Genomic DNA, 24,898 nt, shown 5'->3' with positions numbered 1-24,898 from the left:
GAGACATCCAGAACACGTCAGCCGACACCGAGACGCGGATCGCGTCGACGGACACACGCCGACGACCCGCAGACCGCACGGCGAGCGGAGGTGGTCAGGCGCAGGCCGAGATCACCTACGTGCTCGACACCTCCGTGCTGCTGTCGGACCCGAAGGCGCTCTTCCGCTTCGCCGAGCACGCCGTCGTCATCCCGGTCGTGGTCATCAGCGAGCTCGAGGGCAAACGCAACGACCCGGAGATCGGGTACTTCGCGCGTCAGGCGCTCCGCATCCTCGACGAGCTGCGGATCGAGCACGAGCGACTCGACTTCCCGATCCCCGTCGGTGACGGCGGCTCGCTGCGCGTCGAGCTCAACCACTCGAGCATGGCGGCCCTGCCGTCGGGGCTCCAGCTGGGCGACAACGACTCGCGCATCCTCGCGGTGGCCCTGAACCTCGCCAACGACGGCCTGGCCGTCACGGTCGTCTCCAAGGACCTGCCGCTCCGGGTCAAGGCGGCGTCCATCGGCCTGCAGGCTGAGGAGTACCGTGCCGAGTTGGCGGTCGACTCCGGTTGGACGGGGATGTCGGAGATCACCCTCGGCGCTGACGACATGAGCGTCCTCTACGAGCGCGAGGAGGGGACCACCCCGCTCGTCGAGGACATGCCCGTCAACACCGGACTCGTCATCCACTCGGATCGCGGGTCGGCGCTCGGGCGGGTGACCGGCAAGCGGAGCTACAAGCTCGTCCGGGGCGACCGTGACGTCTTCGGCCTGCACGGTCGCTCGGCCGAGCAACGCCTTGCGATCGACCTGTTGCTCGACCCCGAGATCGGGATCCTGTCGCTGGGAGGTCGAGCAGGGACGGGGAAGTCCGCGCTCGCCCTCTGCGCGGGTCTCGAAGCGGTCCTCGAGCGCCAGGCGCACAAGAAGATCATGGTGTTCCGCCCGCTCTACGCGGTCGGCGGTCAGGAGCTCGGGTACCTGCCCGGCGACCAGGGCGAGAAGATGAACCCCTGGGGACAGGCCATCTTCGACACCCTCGGCGCCGTCGTGTCGCAGAACGTCCTGGACGAGGTGGTGGAGCGCGGCATCCTCGAGGTGCTCCCGCTGACCCACATCCGTGGCCGATCGCTGCACGACGCGTTCGTGATCGTCGACGAGGCGCAGTCGCTCGAACGCAACGTCCTGCTGACGGTGCTCAGTCGGATCGGTCAGAACTCCCGGGTGGTGCTCACGCACGACGTCGCGCAGCGCGACAACCTCCGGGTCGGCCGTCACGACGGGGTCGCGTCGGTGATCGAGACGCTCAAGGGACACCCCCTGTTCGCCCACGTGACGCTGACGCGCTCCGAGCGTTCCGCGATCGCGGCGCTGGTCACGGAGATGCTCGAGGGCAACGAGCTCGCCTAGCCCCAGCCCGGGCGGAGTCGGGGTCGGTGGACCTCGGCTCCACCCGGGGCTGTGGAGAACGCCCGCGGCGGTCGGGGTGGTCGACCTATCCTGACGACATGCCGACCCGTCCGAGCAGCCGTCCTCGCGTGCGCCGCAGCCTGTCTCCGGCCGTGTGGATGGTGCCGATGGGCGCGGCGCTCGTCGCCGGCACGGTCGTGACCGGAGGGCTGTACCTCCGCCCGGTGTCCGTCCTGCTGGTGTGGCTCGCCTGCATCACGCCGCCGCTCGTCCGCGTCGACCTCGCGGAGCATCGGCTACCGAACCGGATCGTGCTGCCGGCGCTCGCGCTCGCCGTTCCGCTCGGTGTCCTCGACGCGATCGTCGTCGGGCGGATGCCCGCCGAACCGCTCCTCGCCGGTCTGCTCGTCGGCGGGTCGTTGTACGCGTGCGCGGCCTTCGGCGGCCTCGGCATGGGCGACGTGAAGCTCGGTGCCCTGCTCGGCGTGACGGTCGGGTGCTTCGGCGTGGCGGCGGTGCTGCCGTTCGCCGTGGTGTCGATCTGCTCGGCCGGGGTGGTCGGCGCGATCGTCGTGGTCGCCACGCGGTCCGCCGGCGGTACGGCAGGCTGGAGGACGAGGATCCCGTTCGGTCCCTTCCTCCTGCTCGGCTGCTGGAGCGCGGTCGCCCTGGCCGTCATCACCGGCTAGGGCGACGGAACGGCCCCGGATCCGAGGGGATCCGGGGCCGACACGATGCGTCTGGGTGAAGCGTCCAGGCTCAGCCGGGGTGCGTCATCGAGAGCACGTCGAGGGCGGTGTCCAACTGCTCCTCGGTGATCTCGCCGCGCTCGACGAAGCCGAGGTCGACGACGGCCTCACGGACGGTCAGGCCCTTCGCGACCGAGTGCTTCGCGATCTTCGCCGCCGACTCGTACCCGATGATCTTGTTGAGCGGGGTCACGATCGACGGCGAGGAGCCGGCGAGGGCTGCCGCGCGGTCGAGGTTCGCCTCGAGCCCGTCGACGGTCTTGTCGGCGAGGACCCGCGTGGCGTTCGACAGGAGTCGGATGCTCTCGAGGAGCGCCGTCCCCATCACGGGGATCGCGACGTTGAGCTCGAAGGAGCCGGAGGCACCGGCCCAGGCGATGGTCGCGTCGTTCCCGATGACCCGGGCGCCGACCATGAGGACGGCTTCGGGGATGACGGGGTTGACCTTGCCGGGCATGATCGAGGAGCCCGGCTGGAGGTCGGGGATGTGCAGTTCGCCGAGGCCGGTGTTCGGTCCGGAACCCATCCAGCGGAGGTCGTTGCAGATCTTCGTGAGGCTCACGGCGATCACGCGGAGGGCACCGGAGGCGTCGACGAGCCCGTCGCGGGCACCCTGGGCCTCGAAGTGGTCCTGCGCCTCGGTGATGGGCAGCTCGGTCTCCTGCGCCAGCAGCTCGATCACGAGCTGCGGGAAGCCCTTCGGCGTGTTGATGCCGGTGCCCGTCGCGGTGCCACCGAGGGGAACCTCGGCGACCCGGGGGAGTGCCGTGCGGACACGCTCGATCCCGAGGCGCATCTGGCGGGCGTAGCCGCCGAACTCCTGCCCGAGCGTCACCGGGGTGGCGTCCATGAGGTGCGTCCGGCCGGGCTTCACGGCGGTCTTCCAGAGCTCGGCCTTGCGCTCGAGCGAGACGGCGAGGTGGTCGAGCGCGGGGATCAGATCGTCGATGAGCGCGCTCGTCACCGCGATGTGCACCGAGGTCGGGAACACGTCGTTGGAGGACTGCGAGGCGTTGACGTGGTCGTTGGGGTGCACGGGGCTGCCGAGACGCGCGCTCGCGAGCGTCGCCAGGACCTCGTTCATGTTCATGTTCGACGAGGTGCCACTGCCGGTCTGGTAGGTGTCCACGGGGAACTGTGCGTCGTGGGCGCCGGTGATGACCTCGTCGGCCGCTGCGGCGATCGCGTCGGCGATGCCCTGGTCGAGGACGCCGAGCTTCGCGTTGGCGAGTGCCGCGGACTTCTTGATCCGTGCCAGCGAGGCGATCTGCGCCGACTCGAGTCCGCTGCCCGAGATCGGGAAGTTCTCGACGGCCCGCTGCGTCTGCGCACCGTAGAGGGCGTTCGCGGGGACCCGCACCTCACCCATGGTGTCGTGCTCGATGCGGTACTCGGTTGCTGAGGTGTCTACCACGCTGTTCGTTCTCCTTCGTGCGATTGCGGTGGTGCTGCGCTCGACCGGTCGGCCGGCGCGGTGGAGGTCATTCGGGGACGGTGACGTCGCCGATCACGATGTCGGCCACGGCGGTGCCCTCGAGGAGCTTGTAGTTCGCGCCGATGATCGCGACGGTTCCGGCGGCCACGGCGTCGCTGATGAGCTCGGAGCGCGAGACGACCTCCATGACGGTGCGGCGGAGGTGGCGTCGTCCGACCTCGGAGGTGTCGACCGAGGCGGCGTCGATCGGTGCGGGGCCGGCGACCGCGCTCACGGCGGGGACGATCTGCTGGATGAGCTGGTCGATGTAGGGCGGGAGCGGGACGGCGTCCTCGATCTGCGAGTCGATCGCCGCGCGGACCGCGCCGCACTCGTCGTGCGCGAGCACGAGGATGAGCGGGACCTGCAGGACGCCGACGGCGTACTCGAGGGTGCCGAGCACCGAGTCGGAGACGATCTGCCCGGCGTTGCGGACCACGAAGAGGTCGCCGAGGCCCTTGTCGAAGATGATCTCAGCGGCGAGCCGGGAGTCCGAGCACCCGAAGATGACGGCCTCCGGAGCCTGCGAGTGCGCGAGGGTCGCCCGACGCTCGACGTCCTGGCGGGGGTGGGCTGGCTGGCCGGCGACGAACCGCGCGTTGCCGCGCTGCATCTCGCGCCAGACGGCACCGGGGCGCTTCTGGGTCATTCGGAGTCCGTTTCTGCAGGGGCGCCCGATGGGGCGTCAAGGTTGGCGGTGACCCCGGCGCGCACGGAGCGTGCGACGTCGAGGACGTACTCGGGCTTCGCGGTGCCGAACACGGCGATGGTGCTGCGCCCGGCGACGGTCGAGAGGGCGTAGCCGACGTTGCCGTCCTCGGCACCGCTGCCGTTCGCGTATTCGACCCAGTCGACGCCGTCGATCGTGACGGTACCGGTCGGGCGGGCGTCGTCCAGTTCGGCCACCAGCCAGGTGTCGTTCGCGTCGACGCCCTGCACGAGCCCGACGAACTCGTCGTCGGGGGAGATCAGGCCGACGTTCCAGGAGCGGATGTCGGGGGTGCCGGCGACGGGCGAGCTGCCCGTGCGCACCTCCGCGTAGTTGCTGCCCCAGTCGTCGCCGAGCTCCGGGGTGAGCAGCGGGACGGGGAGGTCGGGCTGTGCCTGGCCGGCGAGCTGCGCGTAGTCGACGGTCGGACGCTCCGGCGCTTCACCGCGCGGGACGGCGAGCACGATCACGACGACGAGCCCGACCGTGGCCAGGAGCGACAGGACGAGGTTGTTGACGGTCTTGCGGGACCGGTAGAGCCGGGAGTTCTCGGCCTTGCGGTCGGCGGTCTCCTGCGGTGTCTCCGGGCGGCCGAGCTCGGCGACGACGCGTGGAGGCTTGGTGTCCTTCACCGTGGCGCGTCCGTCGGTGCGGATCCGAGCTGTGCCGCGCGGGCGGCGTCCAGCCGGGCCTTCGCGCCGATCAGCCATTCCTCGCAGCGCTGGGCGAGCTGTTCGCCGCGTTCCCAGAGCCGGAGGGAGTCCTCGAGCGAGGCCGAGCCCTGTTCCAGCTCGGACACGACACGCACGAGTTCGTCGCGTGCCTGCTCATAGCTGAGCTCCTGGACATCGGAGGGGGTTGGCATGCTTCCATCCTATTCGTCGTCGGTCACGACGGCAGCCGTGGCCGGGCCGGTGCTGGCGGCGCCGATCGCGCCGGAGGCGAGGGTGATGAGGAGTTCGGTGCCCGCCGGGGCGTCGCCGTCGGCACGGATGACCGCGCCGCCGGGCACGTCACCCTGCGGGTCGGCGCGCTGGACGATCGCGTACCCGCGGTCGAGCGTGCGCTGCGGCGACAGGGCGCGGAGGTGGGCGCGGAGCTCCGTGACCTCCCGCTGGGCGCGCTCGACGGCGCGATCGACGAGCTCTGCGCCGCGCGCGACGGTGCGCGTGAGCTCGTCGGCTCGGGAGTCGACGATCCACGACGGGTCGGCGAGGGCCGGACGGGTCCGGAGGGTGGCGAGTCGGTCGATCTCGTGACCGATCATCGACGTCACGCGGGACGAGAGCCGCGTGCGCGCCTGCTGCACCCGGGCGAACTCCTCCGCGACATCGGGGACGACCCGTTTGGCGGCGTCCGTGGGCGTGGAGGCCCGGAGGTCGGCCACGTCGTCGAGCAGGGGGCGGTCGGCCTCGTGGCCGATCGCGCTCACGAGCGGGGTGCTGCAAGCCGCTGCCGCGCGGACGACGCGCTCGTCGCTGAAGCCGAGGAGGTTCTGGAAGTCGCCGCCACCGCGCGCGACGATGATCACGTCGACCTCGGTATCGGCGTCGAGGGTCTGCAGGGCGCTCACGACCTCGGCCGGCGTGCGGTCGCCCTGGACCGCGGCGTGGACGACGCGGAACCGGACGGACGGCCAGCGCAGCTCGGCGTTCCGGAGGACGTCCTTCTCGGCGTCGGAGTCCTTGCCGGTGACGAGGCCGATGCACTGCGGCAGGAAGGGGAGCGCGCGCTTCCGGGAGGCGTCGAAGAGCCCTTCGTCGGCGAGCTGTCGCCGGAGCCGCTCCAGGCGCTCCAGGAGGTCGCCGATGCCGACGTGCTTCATCGCCATCACCTGCATGGTGAGGGTGCCGCCCTTGAGCCAGTAGTTCGGCTTGACGAGCGCGACAACGTGGTCGCCCTGCTTGAGGTCGGCCGGGATCTTCGCCCGAACGGACGACCAGATGGTGAACCCGACGGTCGCGTCGACCTCGAGGTCCTTCAGCTTGCCGTAGACGTTGCCGCCGGAGGCGCCCCATTGCGTCAGCTCTCCCTCGACCCAGACCGTGCCAAGGCGGTCGATGTAGTCGCGGAGCTTCGTTCCGAGGAGCGCGACCGGCCAGGGGGCTTCCATCGTGGCCGGTGCATCGCTCATCCCTCCAGCCTAGCCGCGGGCACCGACGCGACGCGGCCGGGCGGCGGCGGTCCGCTCACGGCCGACTCCCGAGCGCTGCCGCGTAGAATCCACTCGTGACCGATCTCCGCGACGCCCCAGCCATCGGCCTCGGCATGCCGAGGCTCCGACGCGTCGCCGGACGCCTCGTCGACCTGCCCGTCGCCGGCGAGAAGCGGGTGCTGCTCGCCGCCCCGCGCGGCTACTGCGCGGGCGTCGACCGAGCCGTGATCGCCGTCGAGAAAGCGCTCGAGCACTACGGTGCGCCCGTGTACGTCCGGAAGCAGATCGTCCACAACGTGCACGTCGTCGACCAGCTCGAGGCCCAGGGTGCGGTCTTCGTCGAGGAGGTCGACGAGGTCCCCTCCGGCGCGCACATCGTGTTCAGCGCGCACGGGGTCTCGCCCGCCGTCGTCGACGCCGCGGCCGAGCGCGGCCTGCTCGCGATCGACGCGACCTGCCCGCTCGTCACCAAGGTGCACCGGGAGGCCGTGCGCTTCGCTCGCGACGACTACGAGATCCTGCTCATCGGACACGAAGGGCACGAAGAGGTCGAGGGTACCGCCGGCGAGGCACCCGACCACGTCACCCTCGTGACGAGCCCGGAGGCCGTGGACGGACTCGTCGTCGCCGACCCCGAGAAGGTCGTCTGGTTGTCGCAGACGACGCTGTCGGTGGACGAGACCATGGAGACGGTCCGCCGCCTGCGTGAGCGCTTCCCGAAGCTGCAGGATCCGCCGAGCGACGACATCTGTTACGCGACCCAGAACCGCCAGGTGGCCATCAAGAAGGTCGCACAGGACGCCGACCTCGTGATCGTCGTCGGATCGGCGAACTCCTCGAACTCGGTCCGCCTCGTCGAGGTGGCGCTCGAGTACGGCGCGAAGGCCGCCTACCGCGTCGACTACGCGCACGAGATCCAGCAGGCCTGGCTCGAGGGCGTCGGCACGGTCGGCGTGACGAGCGGTGCCTCCGTGCCGGAGGTCCTCGTGGACGAAGTGCTCGAAGAGCTCGCGGGCGCCGGCTACGGCACCGTGCAGGAAGTCAAGACGGCCGAGGAGGACCTCATGTTCTCCCTGCCGAAGGAGCTCCGCAAAGACCTTGCGGGCACGACCGATCCGCGCGCCCTGGGAGGGCGCAGAACATGAGCGAACCCCGCCCCCGTCCGCAGTTCGGCGAGTACGCGACCCCCGAGGAACAACGCGCGAGCATCGCCGAGCCGATCGACGCGCAGCGAGCCGAAGAGCTCGGTGTGGCGCCCGTCGTCCCGGCTGATCACGGACCGGCGCAGCCGACGCTGCGTGAACAGACCCGTCACACGACCGACGCGGCGCCAGTGACGACTCCGGCTCCATCGGCCGGACAGACCGCTCGACGCCCGGTGACCGGCGACCGGCTCGCGACCTCGATCCTGCTCGGTCTCGGCCTCGTCGGCCTCATCGTGATGATGCCGGGGCTGCTCGACCTCCCTGGTCTGATCCGTCCGGCGCTCGTGCAGATGGGTGTCTCCGGCTACTCCTCCGACGGCCTGGCGAGTGCCATGGGCGTCCTGGCGCTCGGGCTCCAGATCGCACTGTGGGTCGGGGCGATCATCCTCTCGGGGCGCTCGCTGCGCGCAGGACGACTGACGTTCTGGATCCCGCTCGTCGCGGGCGTCGCCGCGAACATCGTCGTCGTGATCTGCATCGCCGTCGCCATGGGCGCCGACCCCGCCTTCATGGAGTACGTCCGCTCGCAGCAGCCGTAGCCGCGCACCACACGCAGAACGGGCCCGGCAGCGATGCCGGGCCCGTTCTGCGTGGTGCGACTGCTAGGAGGTGCTGGTGCCGTACGAACCGAGCTGCTTGGTCGCCTCGGCGACGCGGGCGGCCATGGCCGACTCAGCGACCTTGCCCCAGGCGCGCGGGTCGTAGAGCTTCTTGTTGCCGACCTCGCCGTCGACCTTCAGCACACCCTCGTAGTTGGAGAGCATGTAGCCGGCGATCGAGCGGGTGAACGCGTACTGCGTGTCGGTGTCGATGTTCATCTTGACGACGCCGTTCGCGACGGCCTCGGCGATCTCGGCGTCGGTCGAACCCGATCCGCCGTGGAAGACGAGGTCGAGGGGCTTCGGGCCGTGGCCGTACTTCGCGGTGAGACCGTCCTGGATGGTCTTCAGCAGCTCGGGCTGGAGCTTGACGTTGCCGGGCTTGTAGACGCCGTGGACGTTGCCGAAGGTGAGGGCGGCCATGTAGCGGCCCTGCTCGCCGAGCCCGAGCGCCTCGACGGTCGCGATCGCGTCGTCGAGCGTCGTGTACAGGTGCTCGTTGATGTCGTGGCTGACACCGTCCTCCTCGCCGCCGACGACGCCGATCTCGACCTCGAGGATGGCGTTGATGGCCTTGGTGCGCTTGAGCATCTCGGTCGCGATCTCGAGGTTCTCGGTGAGCGGCACCGCCGAGCCGTCCCACATGTGGGACTGGAAGATCGGGTTGCGGCCGGCCTTGACCTCTTCCTCGGAGGCGGCGATGAGCGGCATGACGAAGCCGTCGAGCGCGTCCTTCGGGCAGTGGTCGGTGTGGAGCGCGACGGTGACCGGGTAGTTCTTGGCGACCTCGGTGGCGAACTTGGCGAAGGCGATGGCGCCCGCAGCGCGGTTCTTGACCGTGTGGCCGGCGAAGTAGTCGGCGCCGCCCGTGGTCACCTGGATGATGCCGTCGGAACCGGCCTCGGTGAGGCCCTGGAGGACGGAGTTGATGGTCTGGCTGCTCGAGACGTTGAACGCGGGGTACGCGAACCCGTTCGACTTCGCCTTGTCGAGCATCGCTGCGTACTGTTCCGGGGTGGCGACGGGCATGTCTTCTCCTTGCGTGGGGACGATTCGCCTAGAAGTCTAGTGAATCGGGCCAGGCGGCATAGGGCACGATGAGGACATGACCGAGCACACTCCGGACACCGACCTCCTCGACGGCTTCCTCGACGCGACGCGGGCGGCGGCGGCCGCGGTCGCGGGTCTCGTGGGTGGCGGCGACGGCATGCGGATCGACGGGGTGGCCGTCGACGCGCTCCGTCGGGCTCTCGAGCCGTTGGCCGTCGACGGCCGCGTCGTGGTGGGGGAGGGCGAGAAGGACCAGGCGCCCATGCTCTTCGTCGGCGAGCGGTTCGGCACGGGCGCCGGCCCTGCGATCGACCTCGCCGTCGACCCCGTGGACGGCACCAAGCTCGCGGCCGCCGGCAGGCCCGACTCCGTCGCGGTCATCGCGGTCGCCCCGCGCGGCGCCATGTTCGACATCGGACCCGCCTACTACCTCGAGAAGCTCGTCACCGCGCACGCCGGTCGTGGTCTATCCCTCGCGGATCCCATCGCGGTGACGCTCGACCGGCTCGCCGCCAACCTCGGACGCCCGGTCTCGACGCTGCGGGTCGCCGTCCAGGACCGTCCGCGGAACGCCGCGGCCGCGCAGGCCGTCCGGGCCGCCGGGGCGGAGCTCGTCGGTTTCGCGGACGGCGACGTCGCGCTGTCCCTCCGTGCCGCGGCGGGCGACGGCGACCTCGACCTGCTCCTCGGGATCGGCGGAGCCCCCGAAGGCATCCTGACGGCCGCCGCGGTCCGAGCGCTCGGCGGCTGGATGACCGCGCGGTTCGCCCCGCAGTCGCCGGCGGAACACACGCGACTCGTCCAGGTCGGCGTCGACCTCGCCCGCGAGGTGCCCCTCGACGAACTCTGCGCCGCTGACGCGTGGTTGCTGCTCAGCGCCGTCACCTCCACCGCGCTCGCCGCCGGGGCCGAACTCGCCGGGGTGAGGCTCGACGCGGACGGTGGTGTCACGGTGGAGTCGGTCGTCGTCGGACCGGGCAGCCCGCTCACGAGGTCACGGAAGCGCCTCGATCCCGACACGCCCCGAGGCCTTCCCAGCCCCGTTCGCTAGGCTGAAACCCTCATCCACCGAAGCGTCGTGTCCCACGAGGCGAGCGATCCATGGAGGATCCAGTGACCCAGCCTGAAACCGGCTCCCACTATCTGCAGCCCGACCGCAACCTCGCCATGGAGCTCGTCCGAGCGACGGAGGCGGCCGCCATCCGTGCGGCGCCGTTCATCGGTCGCGGCGACAAGAACGCCGCCGACGGTGCCGCCGTCGACGCGATGCGTGCCTTCCTCGGCACCGTCAACTTCGACGGCGTGGTCGTGATCGGTGAGGGCGAGAAGGACGAAGCGCCCATGCTGTTCAACGGCGAACACGTCGGCAACGGTCGCGGCCCGTCCTGCGACATCGCGGTCGACCCGATCGACGGGACGAGCCTCACAGCTGCCGGACGTCAGAACGCGCTCTCGGTCATCGCGGTGTCCGACCGCGGCAGCATGTTCGACCCCTCGGCCGTGTTCTACATGGACAAGATCGTCACGGGTTCCGACGGCATCGGCGTCGTCGACATCAGCCAGTCCATCGGCGACAACATCCGTGAGCTCGCCAAGGCCAAGGGCAAGCAGCCCGAGGACATCCGCGTCGCCGTCCTCGACCGGCCGCGTCACGCGGAGCTCATCGAGGAGATCCGGGCCGCCGGCGCCGGGACGCGTCTCCTCCTCGACGGCGACGTCGCGGGCGGCATCAACGCCGCACGGTACGACTCACGCATCGACATGTGCGTCGGTATCGGCGGCACCCCAGAGGGCATCATTACCGCGTGCGCCGTGAAGGCGCTCGGCGGGCTCATCCAGGGCAAGCTCATGCCGAAGGACGACGCGGAGCGGGAGCGCGCCCTCGCGGCCGGTCACGACCTCGATCGCGTCCTCGGCGCGAACGACCTGGTGCGGGGCGACAACACCTACTTCGTCGCGACGGGCGTCACCCACGGCGAGCTCGTCGACGGCGTCCAGCGCAAGGGCCCGATCATCCGCACGGAGAGCCTCGTCCTGCGGTCGCGCTCGGGCACCATCCGCCGCGTCGAGGCCGACCACCTCGCGGCGAAGTGGCTCTAGCCACTCCTCGTGCAGCGTGAAGCGCCCGGTCCCTCCTCTCGGTGGGGTCGGGCGCTTCGGCGTTCCGGGCAGGCCTGGTCAGTCCTGCAGCCGGTGGGCGAGGCGCGCCTCGAGTTCGCTCGGTTCCTGATTCGACGGCTCCGGTGACGGCTGTGCCTCAGGTGCGGTGAGGCGTTTCGGCGACGCGTCGCTCTGGCTCACCTGCCCGATGACCGTCGCCTCGTCGAGGGCGTCGAGCTTGCGGGCCGTGACGAGCACCCGGGTCTCGAACGAGGACGCGAACTGGTTGTAGTTGGTGACCGTGCTCTCGATGGAGCGGCGCAGGCGGTCGGCGTGGTCCGACAGCGTGGACAGCCGCTGGTACAGCTCCTTGCCGAGGTCGAACAGCCGCTTGGCGTCCTCCGTGAGGACGTCCTGCTGCCAGGTGAACGCGACCGTCTTGAGGACCGCCCAGAGGTTGACGGGGGAGGCGAGCGCCACCCGCTTGCCGAAGGCGTAGTCGAGCAGACTCGCGTCGGCCTCGAGGGCGGCCGCGAGGAGTGACTCGCTCGGGATGAAGCAGATGACGAACTCCGGGCTCGACTCGAGACCGCGCCAGTACCCCTTGGCCGACAGGGCGTCCACGTGCGACCGCACCGCCTTCACGTGCTGCGCGAGCAGCGCAGTGCGTCGAGCGGCCTCCTCGCCCGTCGCCGTCACCGGGATGGTGCTGGCTTCGAGGTACTGCGCGAACGGGACTTTCGCGTCCACGGCGATGGACTTGCCGCCGGGGAGGCGCACGACCATGTCGGGTCGGCCGGTGCCGTTGTCGGAGGTGATGCTCGACTGGAGGTCGAAGTCGACGCGCTGGGTGAGCCCGGCGGCCTCCACGACGTTCCGGAGCTGGGTCTCGCCCCAGACGCCGCGTGTCGCGTTGTTGCGGAGCGCGGAGGCGAGCGATTCCGTCGTCGAGCGCAGGCGTTCCTCCGACTCCGAGGCCGTCTTCAGCTGCTGGGCGAGTTCGCCGTGCTGGCGGCTGCGCTGCTGTTCGAGTTCCGCGACCTTCGCCTGCATGTGTTCGAGGCTGTGCTGGACGGGGGCGAGGGCCTGGAGCACCTGGCTCTCCTCGTGCTCCTGGCGCGAGCGTCGCTCGGCATCCGCGCGTTGGCGTTCGAGGAGCTCGCGGTACTGCTCGCGCTGGGCCTGCAGTTCGCGCCCGAGTCCGTCGGCCGTGGCGTCGAGCGCGGCCAGCTCGGCGCGGAGGGCGGCGCGGATGTCGGCCTCCCGCGCTGAGGACTCGGCGAGGAGCTGGGCCTGTTGACCACGGACGTCGGCCAGCTGGGCGGCGTGCCTCGCTTCCAGCAGCGCGGGGTCGACCGTCGCGGTGCCGTTCCGGCGCTGCAACAGGATCACCATGACGGCCGCGCCGATGACGAGTCCGATGAGGAGGCCGATCCCGAGGGCGAGTGCGCTGTCCATGCCCTCAGTGTGTCGTGGGCCACCGACAACGATCGGAGGCCGCGCGGCGACCGGGCGGTCAGGCGGCGACGGCCGTGCCGATCCGCCCGATCTTCACGCTCGTGAGCTGGGCGAGTTCAGCGATCGACGTGGCGCCATGGCGGGCGGCGGCGTGGATGATGATGTGTGCGGAGGCCTCGGCGTCGCCGGTGGCGTCGTGGTGCTGGAAGTCGTCGAACCCGGCCGCGAGCGCGGCGACGGGGAGCCGGTAGGAGTCGAGCTGGTAGGTCTTGCGGGCCACGTTGAGGCTGCAGAGGTAGCTGAGTTCGGGGCAGTCGAGTCCGGTGGCGGCGCATCCGCCGCGGATCACGCCCATGTCGAAGCCGGCATTGTGCGCGACGAGAGCGTCGTCCTGAGCGAAGTCGAGGAGTGCGTCGAGCTGGTCAGCCCACCCCGGCGCCCCGAGGACGTCGGACGCGACGATCCCGTGGATGCGGGTGTTCCACTCGAGGAACGCGTCGTGCCCGGCCGGGGGCCGGATGAGCCAGCCCGCGCGGTCGACGACGATGCCGTCCCGCACGCGGACGAGGCCCACGCTGCAGGCAGAGGCGGATGACGAGTTCGCGGTCTCGAAGTCGATAGCGGTGAAATCCAGTGGCACGTCCTCACCCTCGCACCAGGGTCCGACACCGACCGGTCGGCTCGCCGCATCGCGCCCGATCGACCGGCCCGATCCGAGCGGCGACGCACGGGCCGCCCCGGCCGCGTACGATAGACCCTCGTGGCTCTTACTCTCGGCATCGTCGGCCTGCCCAACGTCGGCAAGTCCACCCTGTTCAACGCGCTCACGCGCAACAACGTGCTCGCAGCGAACTATCCGTTCGCGACGATCGAGCCGAACGTCGGCGTGGTCGAACTGCCCGACGCCCGACTCGGCAAGCTCGCCGAGATCTTCGGCAGCGAGCGCATCCTGCCCGCCGCGGTGTCCTTCGTCGACATCGCCGGCATCGTCAAGGGCGCGAGCGAGGGGGAGGGGCTCGGCAACAAGTTCCTCGCCAACATCCGTGAGGCCGACGCCATCGCACAGGTCGTCCGCGGCTTCGCCGACCCCGACGTCGTGCACGTCGACGGCGATGTGAACCCGGCCTCCGACATGGAGACGATCAACACCGAGCTGATCCTCGCCGACCTCGAGACCCTCGAGAAGGCCGTCACCCGGTTCGAGAAGGAGGTCAAGGGCAAGAAGCTCGACCCCTCCGTGCTCACGGCCGCCAAGGAGGCGCAGGACGCGCTGAACGCCGGCACCCCGCTCTCGGCGACGAAGATCGACCTCGCGCCCATCAAGGAGCTCGGCCTCCTCACGGCCAAGCCCTTCATCTACGTGTTCAACGTCGACGAGGACGTCCTCCAGGACCAGGGCAAGCTCGACGAACTCGCCGCGCTCGTCGCGCCGGCGAAGGCCGTCTTCCTCGACGCGAAGCTCGAGTCGGAGCTCGTCGACCTCGATGAGGACGACGCCCGCGAGATGCTCGAGTCGACCGGCCAGACCGAGTCCGGCCTCGACCAGCTCGCCCGCATCGGTTTCGCGACGCTCGGCCTGCAGACCTACCTCACGGCCGGCCCCAAGGAGTCGCGTGCGTGGACGATCCCGCAGGGCGCGAAGGCGCCGCAGGCTGCCGGTGTGATCCACACGGACTTCGAGAAGGGCTTCATCAAGGCGGAGGTCATCTCCTTCGACGACCTCGTCGAGACCGGCTCCGTGGCCGAGGCACGCTCCAAGGGCAAGGCCCGCATGGAGGGCAAGGACTACGTCATGCAGGACGGCGACGTCGTGGAGTTTCGCTTCAACGTGTAGCGGCAGCGGGATCGTTCGCCGGTCACCACCAGCGTCTGGCGTGGGGGATCAAGTCCAGGAGGGCTGCAAGCCCAGCGAGGGCGCAGACCACCCCGACAAAGCCCGCGGGGGTGTCGCGGAGCGGCCCGACGACGATCAGGATGCCGAGGGCGAGCGCGGCCACGCCGAGCCCGGCGCGCCAGCGGCGCCCGGACTTCGCCGACGCGCGGCGACGGGGCAGGTCGCTGGGTCGCGGGCGCGCCCGGCGTCGTTCGCTGAGCGGCGGTCCGGCGTCGTCGGGCCCGTCGACGGCTCGCCCGAACTCGTCCACCCACGGACCGCCGCCGAGCTCGGGGCAGCGGTCATGGACGTTCGCGTCGCGGGTGGAGGCATCCGCCGGGTGCGCGGGCATGGCCCAGGCGAGATCCACGTCGAAGTGGACGGATCCGTCCGGCAGGAGCGCGTCGTAGCCGACGAACCGCACCGGCCGTCGCCGCCATCTGGACGTGCCGCGGAACGCCGTCGCCCGGACGGCGACCGGCCGGACAGGCGATGCACGCATGGATCGATGGTGGCACGTCAACCGCGCACGACGCGACGGCCGCGCACTGCCGCGCCGCGGGCCGAAACGGGCGGTACGCTCGATAAGGCGTCACGCGAACCGGCGCCTCCAGGAGGCAAGCGGTGACGATCGATCTGGCGAGCATGCTGGTCGTCGCAGTGATCGTCTGCGCCGCGTGCGGGATCTTCTACGCGCTCGACAGCGCGCGCACCCTCGCCGGCCGCCACATGGCCGCCTGGATGTCCGGGTTTGCCACGACGCTCCTCTCGGCGGTCAGCTACCTCGCCGCCACCCTCAACGGTGACTCCGTGTGGATCGTCGCCATCGCCAACGCCTCGATGGTCGCCGCGATCGCCGCCCTGTGGGTGGGCTGTCGGCTGTTCAACGGACGACGCAGCCTGGTGCTCCTCGGAACGCTCGTCGTCGGCGTGACGGCGCTCTCGGCCGTCCTGGACCCCACCGACGATCCCGAGTGGGCCGGCACGATCGCCCGGCTCGGCTCGCTGATCGTCCTGTCGCTGCTGGTGGTGTTCGAGGCCCGACGCGGTCGGATGCGAACGGCCTCGGCGTCGCTCGTGCTCGTGATCGTCCTCAGCCTGCACGCGGCGTTCACCGCGGTCCGCCTGGTGGTGTATATCGCTGCGGGTCCGCATTCGGAGGCGTTCGAGCGGATCTTCGGCACCGCCTTCGTGACCTACCTGAACCTCGTCTTCGTGGTCCTGGTCGCCGTCGGCCTCGTCCTGCTCCGCTCATGGGAGCGCAAGGAGCGGCTCGCCTCCGAACGCGAGGGCATCCGCACCGTGGGCCGCCGGGCCTTCGAAGTCGAGGCGACCGCGCTCCGGACGACGCTCGAGTCGGGCGAACGGCTCGCCGTCGTCGAGGTCGCGATCGACGGGTACGGGGACCTGCGGCGTGCCTACGGTCTGGCTTCGGCCGGAGAACTCGAGGCGCTGCTCGCCGAGGCCGTGTTCCGTGAGCTCCCGTCGGGCGCCGTCTGCACCCGCGTCCGCGGGGGGATCGTGCTCGTCGCGATGGCGGTCGAGGACGGGCCCGTCGGTGTGGCGGGCCTGCGTGACCTCGCCGCCGGGATCGCAGCCGGGTACCGGGAGGCGGTCGTCGTGCACCTCGACGGGTTCGCCGGCGCCGCGAAACTCGGCGCCGCGATCGATCCTGAACCGCCGCTTCCCGTCGCCAGGCTCACGGCCGTGGCACGGTCGGCGAGGGGCGAGGCGGAGCGGCGTGGTGAACTCCTGCGGCTCGCGCACACCGAGTCCGAGTCGCTCGATCGCTGACCGAGCTCCCTTGCAGCGGGGGCTTGCCGAACGGCCTTGGGCTCAGCGACCCTGGCGCTTCTTGTACGGCAGCGGCTCGCCCTTGACCTTCGGAGCGCGGCCCTTGCCCTTGTTCGCCTTGGCCTTGCCGCCCGGGGCCGGAGCCGACTTGGCGGCGGCCGCAGCCGAGGCGTCGAGCTGACGCCGGGCGTCGATGAGGAACGCGGAGCCGGCATCGGTCAGCTGGGTGGATTCGACGTCGCGGGCGAACAGCTCCGCGCCGACGATCTCCTCGAGCTTCCGGACGTCGGCGACGACGGTGCTGCGTGGCACACCAAGCTCCTTCGCCGCCTTCGCGAAGTGGAGCGTTTCCGCGGAGGCGACGAAGGAGCGCAGCTGCTTGTGGTCCATGCCCTCAGCCTACGGGGGCGGCGTCGGACCACAGACCAGCGTGGATCAGTTGTCCATCGCGCGACGGCGGCGGAGGAACACCGAGCCGACGGCCACGAGGATGCCGAGCAGCAGCAGAGATGCACCGACGGCCACGATGAGCGTCCCGTTCACACCCGTTTCAGCCAGGCGGTCGATGTCGCTGACCGGGACCGTCGGGGTGTTCGGCTGGGCGTTCACCGGCGGGGAGACCGGCGGGATCACCGGGGTGACCACGGGCGGGGTGACGACCGGAGGAACGACGACCGGCGGCACCAAGGGCTGGATCACGATCGTCGATTCGATCGTGTCGTCGGGTGCGGTGCCGTTACTGGCCGTCACGGTGACGGGGTAGCTGCCAGGAGTCGTCGGGGTGCCGCTCACGGTGCCGGTCACGCTGTCGAGGACGAGACCCGGGGGAAGCGCGCCTGAGGTGACGGTGTAGGTCGCGTCCGGGCTACCGGTCGAGGTGACCGTGCTGTCGTACGTCGTGCCCACGGTGCCACCGGGCAGGGGCGCCGAGGTGATCTCGGGGCTCGTCGTCACTTCAGATCCGCTGCCGTCGTCACAGCCGGCAGGCCGGGTGATCACGGTGTTGATGAGCGTCACCGCGCCGGTGGACGCGAGCAGGCGTCCCTCGACGACCGTGCCGGATCCCGTGGAGATCGATGCGTCCGCGAGGATCGTACCGACGAAGGGCCCGCCGCCGTCGAGGGTGGCCGAGCTGCCGACGCGCCAGAACACGTTGCAGGCGCTCGCGCCGCCGACGAGGGTGACCGAGGAGCTGGTGCCGGTCTTCAGGGTGCTGGCCGCCTGGAAGACCCAGACCGACTCAGCAGTGCCGGTGAGCGTCACGTTCCCGGTGAGGGAGATCTCTCCGCCGGCGTAGACGCCGGGGTCGAGGTCGAGGCCGGTGAGATCGCCGACCTGCTGGGGGTCCGGCGTGAGGCTGGAGGCGACGCCCATCGCGGTGAGGAGGTCGTCCTTCGCGAGGGCGGCGGGCTCGTTCGTCACGTTCTGGGTGCCGTTGACGATGCCCGGCGGGAAGCCCGTCACGGAGCTGTCCGGGCTCAGCCCGAGGTCGCCGTTGATCGTGGTCGCGCCGGTGTTGGTGATGGCCGAGGATGCGAGGACGCCGTAATCGGCAGCCGTGCCGAGGAAGATCGGGCCGTCGATCGTGGTCGCGGCGTTCGCGGGTGCGGTACCGATGGCCAGGAGCCCGACGGTGACGATTGCCGCTGCACCGAAGAGGCGAGTGCGCAGGCGACCGGGTCTGGCGCTTCGGGTGGGTGGAGAGAGTTCGAGGCGCATGCGTGCCCCTTCCGTGTGGGAGGGGCGCGAAGCCAAGAGGATGGCGACATCAACCGCAACTGCTCCCTGTGTAACACCAATGGGGGGTGCCGCGACCCGTAGCGGGGTGGATTGTACTCAATCGTGATGTTGTGCTATGCGGGCGCACGCGCGCGCCTGGCGCGGAATGAACGGTCAGGGTTCGTCCGCCGGAATGAGACGATTGCAGCATGACTGCAACGCTCGTCGCCCAAGGCCTTGCCGGCGGACATGGCCACCGCACCCTGTTCGACAGCCTGGATCTGACGGTCGCGCCGGGTGACGTCATCGGCGTCGTCGGGATGAACGGGGCCGGTAAGTCCACGCTGCTCCAGCTGCTCGGCGGCTCCCTCGAACCGCAGGCCGGCACGATCACCCTGTCGCCGTCGGACGCCTTCGTCGGGTCCCTCCCGCAGGAACACGAGCGCGTCGTCGGTGAAAGCGTCGCCGCGTACATCGCTCGACGCACCGGGTGTGCCGCAGCGACCGAGGCGATGGACGCCGCGGCGGCGGCGCTCGCCGAACCGGCCAAGGGCGACGAGGACCCTGCCGATGTCTACTCCGCCGCTCTCGACCGCTGGCTGGCGAGCGGCGCAGCCGACCTCGAGGAGCGGATCCCGTCAGTGCTCGCCGACCTCGGACTGGACCTCGACGCCGACGTGTCGTCCACCATGATGACGTCGCTGTCCGGAGGTCAGGCCGCCAGGGTCGGACTCGCCGCGCTCCTGCTGTCGCGGTTCGACATCGTGCTGCTCGACGAACCGACGAACGACCTCGACCTCGACGGTCTGGAACGGCTCGAACGGTTCGTGCAGGGGCTGCGAGGTGGCGTCGTGCTCGTCAGCCACGACCGCGAGTTCCTCGCCCGCTGCGTCACCCGCGTGCTCGAGCTCGACCTCGCGCAGCAGAGCAACCGCGTCTTCGGCGGTGGGTACGAGGCCTACCTCGAGGAACGCGAGGTCGCCAGACGGCATGCCCGCGACGCGTACGACGAGTTCGCGGACAAGAAGGCGGACCTCGTCGGCCGTGCTCGGGTGCAGCGTGAGTGGTCGAGCCAGGGCGTCCGCAACGCCATGAAGAAGGCACCGGACAACGACAAGATCCGCCGGAAGGCCTCGGCGGAGTCCTCCGAGAAGCAGGCGCAGAAGGTCCGCCAGATGGAGAGCCGCATCGCCCGCCTCGACGAGGTGGAGGAACCGCGCAAGGAGTGGCAGCTGCAGTTCACCATCGGGAGCGCACCTCGCTCGAGCACGGTGGTCGCGACGCTGTCGCAGGCCGTGGTGCAACAGGGCGACTTCCGGCTCGGTCCGCTGTCGCTCCAGGTGAACGTCGGCGACCGGATCGGCATCACCGGTCCGAACGGTGCCGGGAAGTCGACCCTGCTCGCGACCCTGCTCGGCCGCCGGACGCCGGACGAGGGGACGGCGAGCCTCGGTTCCAGTGTGCGCATCGGCGAGATCGACCAGGCACGTTCACTGCTCGTCGGCTCCGAGCCGCTTGCGGACCGGTTCGAGGCGATCGTGCCCGAACTGTCGCCCGGGGAAGTCAGAACCCTGCTCGCCAAGTTCGGGCTGAAGGCCGACCACGTGAACCGCCCGGTCGAGGAGCTGTCGCCGGGGGAGCGCACCCGAGCCGGGCTCGCCGTGCTGCAGGCCACCGGTGTGAACCTGCTCGTCCTCGACGAACCGACGAACCACCTCGACCTCGCCGCCATCGAACAGCTCGAGGAGGCGCTCGAGAGCTACGAGGGGACGCTCCTGCTGGTCACGCACGACCGCCGGATGCTCGACACCGTCCGGATCGAGCGCCGTTGGGTCGTGGAGGCCGGGCAGGTCACGGAGCACTAGTGCTCGGCTGAGCTCAGAGATCCCGAACGAGTGCGTCACGCAGTTCGGGTCCGATGTCCTCGGGAACGTCGACCTCGACCGCGAGTGCTTGGAGCGCCCGGCTGTAATAGTTGCGGGCGGCAGCGGCCAGGGCGATGTCGAGGATCTCCTGATCCGAGAAGCCGTGCTCGCGCAGGGTCAGGCTGTCGGCGTCGGTCATCCGGTCCGAGTCGCGACCCACCCGTTCCGCGAAAGCCATCATCGCGACCTCTGCCGGGCTCAGGCCGGCATCGCGATAGTCCGCTGCGATGCGCACGAGCTGGTCTTCGCTGAACAGGCCGAGCGACTTCCGGCCGTGAGCGAGACGGCAGTGTCGTGACCGTGTCCCTCGCGCCGCGGCGAGCGTCACGAGCTCGTAGCGCCGCTTGCCGAGTGGCCGGGCGATCGCCCCGATCAGCGCCTCCCAAGCGGCGTACGCTTCGGGGTTCAACGCCATGACCTTCGTGTGTGCTGCGACGAAGCCCTGGTCGGCGATGTCGTCGTCGTACAGCGCGGCCGTCGTCGCATCGGCATCGGCTTCGGGGATGGTGCGGAGGATCGACATGTCGGCCACCTCGTCGGAACGGGTCGCGGGCCGGGCGTCCGCGGCTACCGCTCATGATGGCACTCGACACGGGCGCTGTCAGCACGTCTTTCGCTGGACGTCGGCGACGGTGTCGACAGCACCGGGCCCGACGGTGGCCGGGAGGCCCACGACTCGCGCCCCACGCATGAGCGAGGACCCCGCGGCAGTCGCCAGGCGGGGTCCTCGTCGTTCAGAGGGAGAGCGCGTCAGTCGCGCAGCTGCTCCTTGTAGTCGTTCTTCGCCTCGGTGGAGTCACGCTCGGCCTCGGCCTTCTTGACGTCGGCCTCCGCCTGCTTCACCTTCGCGTCGGCCTTGGCCTCGTCGACCTTGTCGCCGATCCGGTCCTTCGTGTCCTCGACGGTCTCGCCGATCTTCCGACCGGTCGCCTCAGCCGCGTCCTTGGCGTTGTCCAGGAATCCCATGTCAGCTCCGTCTCTGCTCCCGAGTCTCGGTCACGAGATCCACCCTGCCGAACCGCCTGGCCGACGACAACCGGTTGTGTTCCCAGGCGAACGGGGCTAGACCGTGGTCACGCGAGCGAAGCGACGGCGGCGACGGCGGCGACCACGGCGCTCGCCGCATCGTCGAGTTCCCGCGCGGTGACGGCTGTCGTGCAGCTGAACCGGACGGCCGTCTGCGCGACGGCCGGTTCGACGCCGATGGCGAGCAGGACGGCGGACGGTTCGTCGCTGCCGGCGGCGCAGGCGGAGCCGCTCGACGACACGACCCCTCGGCGTTCGAGTTCGAGGAGGACCGCCTCACCGCTCGTCCCGGGGAAGACGAACGACGCGATACCGGGTAGACGATGCTCGGGATGGCCGGTGAGTCGCGCACCGGGGACCTGCTGCAGGACCAGGGCGATGAAAGCGTCTCGCAGGAGGGTGACCCGGCCGCTCGCCTCCGCCCGCTCCTCTTCGGCGAGCTCGATGGCGGTGGCGAGACCGACGGCCGCGGCGACGTTCTCCGTCCCGCTGCGGCGACCCCGCTCCTGACCGCCACCATGGACGAGCGGCTCGAGGGGGAGTGCGCCACGGACGGCCAGCAGCCCGATGCCCTTGGGTGCTCCGAGCTTGTGGCCGGACAGGCTGAGGGCGTCGACCCCCAGCCGATCGAGGCCGAGCGGGAGCCATCCCGCCGCCTGGACGGCATCGGTGTGCAGGGGGACGCGTGCGGCTCGCGCGATGGCTCCGAGCGCGGCGAGGTCCTGGACGGTGCCGATCTCGTTGTTTGCGGCCATGACACTCGCGAGCACGGTGTCCGGCCTGAGTGCGGCCGCGAACTCGTCGGCGTCCACGCGGCCCGTGCGGTCCACCGGCAGCGTCGTGACCTCGACGTCGTGCAATCGACGGAGGTAGGCGAAGGACTCCACGACGGCTTCGTGCTCGACGGCCGAGGTGACGACGTGTCGGCCGCGCGTGATCGAGCCGAGCGTGAGGCCTTTCACGGCGAGGTTGTCCGCTTCCGTCCCGCCGGAGGTGAAGACGATGTCGCCGGGCCGGGTGCCGAGGACGGTCGCGATCCGTCGTCGGGCGTCGTCGAGTCCAGCGGCGGCCGCCTCACCGACGGTGTGGTGGCTCGACGGGTTGCCGAAGGTGTTCGTCAGGTACGGCCACATGGCCTCGATCACCTCACGCCGGACGGGTGTCGTCGCAGCGTTGTCGAGGTACAGCACCTCAGTCCACCGACACGTCGAGGCCGAGGTCCAGTGACCGGACGCTGTGGGTGAGCGCTCCTGAGGAGATCACGTCGACCCCGGTCGCGGCGATGTCACGGACCGTCGCGAGGGTCACGTTGCCGCTCGCCTCGACGACCGCCCGGCCGGCGACGAGCGCGACACCCTCGCGGAGCTCGTCGAGGGTGAAGTTGTCGAGCATGATCGTGTCGACACCGGCGGCCAGCACGGCCTCGATCTGGTCGAGCCGGTCGACCTCGACCTCGATGCTCGTCGTGTGGGGCAGCTCCTCGCGGGCCCGGAGCAACGCCTCGGTGACCGTGAGGCCGCGTTCGAGCAGCACCGCGAGGTGGTTGTCCTTCACCATGACGGCGTCGGACAGCGAGTGGCGGTGGTTGCGGCCACCACCGGATCGGACCGCGTGCCGTTCGAAGGCGCGGAGGCCGGGCGTGGTCTTCCGGGTGTCGACGATGCGCGCCCGGGTGTCGGACACGGCGCTGACGTAGGCCGCCGTCATCGTCGCGATCCCGCTCATCCGTTGCACGAAGTTCAGCGCGACCCGCTCAGCGGTGAGCACCGCCCGGGCCGGACCGGAGACCATCGCGATGGTGTCGCCGGCGGAGAACGGCTCACCGTCGGCGACGAGGAACGCGACGCTGATCCCCGGATCGGTGAGGCGGAAGGCGGCCTCGAACACCGCCGCGCCGCTGAACACGCCGGGTTCCCGGGCGTTCAGGGAGGCCGACGCCGTGGCATCTGCGGGGATGAGGGCGTGGGCCGTGAGATCGCCCCACGGAGCGTCCTCGTCGAGCGCGGTGGAGACGACGGTGTCGATGAGTCGGGGGGTCAGCATGGCGAGAGCACGGATCCGTTCAGGAGCGGGAGGGGCGGCGGGCTGGAGGGCGGCGGTGCCAGCGCCGGAGCGAGGGTGACGGAGATCGGCCGGGCCGCGGCGACGTCGATCGCCGGGTGGTCGTCCCGGGCATGGGCACCGCGGGACTCGGTGCGCTGCAACGCCGCGGCGACGACGGCGCGGGCGAGGAGCAGCAGGTTGCGGTCCTCCACCGCCGAGAGCGTGTCGGGCTCATCAGGTCGAGCTGCTGACCGCATCGTCCAACCTGCGAGGGTCGCCTGAGCCTCGGTGAGCCCGGACGCGTTCCGGACGAGTCCGGCATGTCGCCACATGAGGTCGTGCAGGGCCTGGCGGCTGAACGGCGGCGCGGCCGATGTCGTGCCGTCCAGGGCGGTGGCTGTGGATTCGAGGTCGATCGTCACGGAGCCGAGCACCGGGCGACCGGCGACCGGGCCGCCGCTTCCGCACTCGTCGATCGCCGCGACGGCTCGCACGGCGAAGACGGCGCCCTCGAGGAGGGAGTTCGACGCGAGCCGGTTCGCTCCGTGCACGCCCGTCCGGGCCACCTCGCCGATCGCGTACAGCCCGGGGACCGTCGTCCGGCCGTCGAGATCGGTGGCCACGCCGCCCATCCAGTAGTGGGCGGCCGGAGCGACCTCGACGGGCGTGGTCGACCAGTCGACCCCGGATGCGCGGACGTGCGCGTCGATGCCGGGGAAGCGTTCGGCCAGCCGCTCGGCCCCGAGCGCGGTCGCGTCCAGGGTGACCGGACGGCCACCCTGCGCCGCCATGGCCTGCGCGATCCCGCGGGCGACGACGTCCCGTGGCGCGAGCTCGGCGTCGGGATGCAGCAGCTGCATGAACCGCTGGCCCGCGGCGTCCCGGAGGACCGCACCCTCACCCCGGACCGCCTCCGAGACGAGGAAGCGCTCCCGGGTGGTCAGAGCCGTGGGGTGGAACTGGACGAACTCGACGTCAGCCAGGACCGCTCCGGCCCGGAGCGCCACCGCTGCGCCGTCGCCGGTCGCGACCGACGGGTTGGTGGTGAACGGGTAGAGCTGGCCGACCCCGCCGGTCGCGAGGACGATGTGGTCCGCGGGAAGCGTGACGTGTCCGCGCTCGGCGGACCACAGGTGGGCGCCGACGGCGACGCCGTCCCGGAGGTCGAGGTCGAGGAGCACGGTGTGCTCGAGCACCGGGACACCGCGGGCCCCGAGCGTCCGGACGAGGGCCGTCTCGATCGCCGCGCCCGTCGCGTCGCCACCCGCGTGCAGCACGCGGGGATAGGAGTGCGCCGCCTCGAGCCCCTTCGCGAACTGCTCGCCGTCGCGGTCGAACGCCACCCCGAAGGCGATGAGCTCCCTGATCCGCTCAGGACCCTCGGTGCAGAGCACGCGCACCGCGGCCTCGTCGCAGAGCCCAGCTCCCGCCAGCAGGGTGTCGCGGACGTGGTCCTCGACGCGGTCGTCCTCGAACATGACCCCGGCGATCCCGCCCTGGGCGTACCGCGTGTTGCTCTGGCCGAGCACGTCCTTCGTGACGACGACGACCTCGTGACGCTCGCTCGCACGGATCGCGGCCACGAGCCCCGCGATCCCGCTCCCGACGACGAGCACCCTGGCCAT

25 protein-coding genes are annotated in these 24,898 nt (G+C 70.7%); 9 read left to right on the top strand and 16 right to left on the bottom strand.

Annotated features, from left to right (window positions below; all coding sequences use genetic code 11):
• Positions 1-38: 38 nt before the first annotated feature.
• Together phoH2 and QRN27_RS02605 are read left to right on the top strand one after the other, a co-directional pair.
• Entirely contained in the window at positions 39-1,394 is a 1,356-nt protein-coding gene (gene phoH2, locus QRN27_RS02610; RefSeq protein WP_502929464.1) for an RNA 5'-3' helicase PhoH2, read from the top strand.
• 98 nt (positions 1,395-1,492) lie between these two features.
• Positions 1,493-2,083 carry a prepilin peptidase gene (locus QRN27_RS02605; protein WP_285040609.1) on the top strand — a complete coding sequence of 197 codons (591 nt, stop codon included), beginning with the start codon at positions 1,493-1,495 and terminating at the stop codon, positions 2,081-2,083.
• A 70-nt stretch (positions 2,084-2,153) separates the two neighbouring features.
• Here QRN27_RS02605 and QRN27_RS02600 read toward each other — a convergent pair whose 3' ends face one another.
• The 5 genes from QRN27_RS02600 to xseA all read right to left on the bottom strand — a co-directional run bounded on the left by QRN27_RS02600 (position 2,154) and on the right by xseA (position 6,460).
• On the bottom strand, positions 2,154-3,557 hold the full coding sequence (locus QRN27_RS02600) for a class II fumarate hydratase (RefSeq protein WP_285040608.1): 1,404 nt from the start codon (positions 3,555-3,557) through the stop codon (positions 2,154-2,156).
• A gap of 67 nt (positions 3,558-3,624) precedes the next feature.
• Positions 3,625-4,266: a carbonic anhydrase gene (locus tag QRN27_RS02595; protein ID WP_194669529.1), complete on the bottom strand. Its 642-nt coding sequence runs from the start codon at positions 4,264-4,266 to the stop codon at positions 3,625-3,627.
• Positions 4,263-4,958 (bottom strand): DUF4245 domain-containing protein, encoded by a 696-nt coding sequence (locus tag QRN27_RS02590; protein WP_056778388.1) that lies wholly within the window; start codon positions 4,956-4,958, stop codon positions 4,263-4,265. The genes QRN27_RS02595 and QRN27_RS02590 overlap by 4 nt, the downstream gene beginning before the upstream one ends.
• Positions 4,955-5,191, bottom strand: coding sequence for an exodeoxyribonuclease VII small subunit (locus tag QRN27_RS02585; RefSeq protein ID WP_056007389.1), 237 nt, complete (start codon positions 5,189-5,191; stop codon positions 4,955-4,957). The genes QRN27_RS02590 and QRN27_RS02585 overlap by 4 nt, the downstream gene beginning before the upstream one ends.
• Before the next feature lie 9 nt (positions 5,192-5,200).
• Positions 5,201-6,460, bottom strand: a complete 1,260-nt coding sequence (gene xseA, locus QRN27_RS02580; protein ID WP_285040607.1) for an exodeoxyribonuclease VII large subunit — start codon at positions 6,458-6,460, stop codon at positions 5,201-5,203.
• A gap of 134 nt (positions 6,461-6,594) precedes the next feature.
• On the opposite strand from xseA, the gene QRN27_RS02575 reads away from it, so the two are divergent.
• Positions 6,595-7,626, top strand: a complete 1,032-nt coding sequence (locus tag QRN27_RS02575) for a 4-hydroxy-3-methylbut-2-enyl diphosphate reductase (RefSeq protein WP_056011366.1) — start codon at positions 6,595-6,597, stop codon at positions 7,624-7,626.
• The gene (locus QRN27_RS02570) at positions 7,623-8,225 is read left to right on the top strand and encodes a DUF6264 family protein (protein WP_285040606.1); all 603 of its coding nucleotides are present in this window, start codon (positions 7,623-7,625) and stop codon (positions 8,223-8,225) included. Before QRN27_RS02575 ends, QRN27_RS02570 begins: the two co-directional genes overlap by 4 nt.
• 63 nt (positions 8,226-8,288) lie before the next feature.
• Here the strand turns inward: QRN27_RS02570 and fbaA are convergent, their stop codons facing one another.
• Positions 8,289-9,314 (bottom strand): class II fructose-bisphosphate aldolase, encoded by a 1,026-nt coding sequence (gene fbaA, locus QRN27_RS02565; protein ID WP_056007380.1) that lies wholly within the window; start codon positions 9,312-9,314, stop codon positions 8,289-8,291.
• A gap of 76 nt (positions 9,315-9,390) precedes the next feature.
• Here fbaA and QRN27_RS02560 point away from each other — a divergent pair, with 76 nt between their 5' ends.
• Both QRN27_RS02560 and glpX read left to right on the top strand, forming a co-directional pair.
• Positions 9,391-10,386 (top strand): fructose-bisphosphatase class II, encoded by a 996-nt coding sequence (locus tag QRN27_RS02560; protein ID WP_285040605.1) that lies wholly within the window; start codon positions 9,391-9,393, stop codon positions 10,384-10,386.
• 50 nt (positions 10,387-10,436) lie between these two features.
• A complete protein-coding gene (gene glpX, locus QRN27_RS02555; protein ID WP_194669535.1) occupies positions 10,437-11,435 on the top strand; it encodes a class II fructose-bisphosphatase in 999 nt (332 codons plus the stop codon).
• A gap of 78 nt (positions 11,436-11,513) precedes the next feature.
• Here glpX and QRN27_RS02550 read toward each other — a convergent pair whose 3' ends face one another.
• Positions 11,514-12,893, bottom strand: a complete 1,380-nt coding sequence (locus QRN27_RS02550; RefSeq protein WP_285040604.1) for a DNA recombination protein RmuC — start codon at positions 12,891-12,893, stop codon at positions 11,514-11,516.
• Positions 12,894-12,951: 58 nt separating this feature from the next.
• Positions 12,952-13,533, bottom strand: a complete 582-nt coding sequence (locus tag QRN27_RS02545) for an exonuclease domain-containing protein (protein ID WP_285040603.1) — start codon at positions 13,531-13,533, stop codon at positions 12,952-12,954.
• Positions 13,534-13,653: 120 nt separating this feature from the next.
• Here QRN27_RS02545 and ychF point away from each other — a divergent pair, with 120 nt between their 5' ends.
• Positions 13,654-14,727 carry a redox-regulated ATPase YchF gene (gene ychF, locus QRN27_RS02540; RefSeq protein ID WP_056778371.1) on the top strand — a complete coding sequence of 358 codons (1,074 nt, stop codon included), beginning with the start codon at positions 13,654-13,656 and terminating at the stop codon, positions 14,725-14,727.
• Positions 14,728-14,749: 22 nt separating this feature from the next.
• Here ychF and QRN27_RS02535 read toward each other — a convergent pair whose 3' ends face one another.
• Positions 14,750-15,268, bottom strand: a complete 519-nt coding sequence (locus QRN27_RS02535; RefSeq protein ID WP_285040602.1) for a hypothetical protein — start codon at positions 15,266-15,268, stop codon at positions 14,750-14,752.
• Between the two features lie 122 nt (positions 15,269-15,390).
• Here QRN27_RS02535 and QRN27_RS02530 point away from each other — a divergent pair, with 122 nt between their 5' ends.
• The gene (locus QRN27_RS02530) at positions 15,391-16,560 is read left to right on the top strand and encodes a hypothetical protein (RefSeq protein ID WP_285040601.1); all 1,170 of its coding nucleotides are present in this window, start codon (positions 15,391-15,393) and stop codon (positions 16,558-16,560) included.
• 42 nt (positions 16,561-16,602) lie between these two features.
• Here QRN27_RS02530 and QRN27_RS02525 read toward each other — a convergent pair whose 3' ends face one another.
• Positions 16,603-16,950: a LysR family transcriptional regulator gene (locus tag QRN27_RS02525; protein WP_285040600.1), complete on the bottom strand. Its 348-nt coding sequence runs from the start codon at positions 16,948-16,950 to the stop codon at positions 16,603-16,605.
• A gap of 45 nt (positions 16,951-16,995) precedes the next feature.
• A complete protein-coding gene (locus QRN27_RS02520) occupies positions 16,996-18,279 on the bottom strand; it encodes an ice-binding family protein (protein ID WP_285040599.1) in 1,284 nt (427 codons plus the stop codon).
• Between the two features lie 209 nt (positions 18,280-18,488).
• Between QRN27_RS02520 and QRN27_RS02515 the strand changes: the two genes are divergently transcribed.
• Positions 18,489-20,144 carry an ABC-F family ATP-binding cassette domain-containing protein gene (locus QRN27_RS02515; protein ID WP_285040598.1) on the top strand — a complete coding sequence of 552 codons (1,656 nt, stop codon included), beginning with the start codon at positions 18,489-18,491 and terminating at the stop codon, positions 20,142-20,144.
• A 13-nt stretch (positions 20,145-20,157) separates the two neighbouring features.
• Here QRN27_RS02515 and QRN27_RS02510 read toward each other — a convergent pair whose 3' ends face one another.
• From QRN27_RS02510 to nadB, 5 genes are all read right to left on the bottom strand, one after another.
• Complete coding sequence (locus QRN27_RS02510) at positions 20,158-20,727, bottom strand: carboxymuconolactone decarboxylase family protein (RefSeq protein WP_285040597.1); 570 nt, start codon at positions 20,725-20,727, stop codon at positions 20,158-20,160.
• 227 nt (positions 20,728-20,954) lie between these two features.
• Entirely contained in the window at positions 20,955-21,170 is a 216-nt protein-coding gene (locus QRN27_RS02505; RefSeq protein ID WP_285040596.1) for a hypothetical protein, read from the bottom strand.
• Positions 21,171-21,277: 107 nt separating this feature from the next.
• Positions 21,278-22,420 carry a cysteine desulfurase family protein gene (locus tag QRN27_RS02500; RefSeq protein WP_285040595.1) on the bottom strand — a complete coding sequence of 381 codons (1,143 nt, stop codon included), beginning with the start codon at positions 22,418-22,420 and terminating at the stop codon, positions 21,278-21,280.
• Between the two features lies 1 nt (position 22,421).
• A complete protein-coding gene (nadC, locus tag QRN27_RS02495; RefSeq protein ID WP_285040594.1) occupies positions 22,422-23,273 on the bottom strand; it encodes a carboxylating nicotinate-nucleotide diphosphorylase in 852 nt (283 codons plus the stop codon).
• The gene (nadB, locus tag QRN27_RS02490) at positions 23,267-24,898 is read right to left on the bottom strand and encodes an L-aspartate oxidase (protein ID WP_285040593.1); all 1,632 of its coding nucleotides are present in this window, start codon (positions 24,896-24,898) and stop codon (positions 23,267-23,269) included. The genes nadC and nadB overlap by 7 nt, the downstream gene beginning before the upstream one ends.

Origin of the sequence: Plantibacter sp. LMC-P-059a (genome assembly GCF_030209505.1) — a bacterium.
Taxonomy (GTDB): Bacteria; Actinomycetota; Actinomycetes; order Actinomycetales; family Microbacteriaceae; genus Plantibacter.
This window is presented reverse-complemented; position numbering and strand designations above follow the sequence as displayed.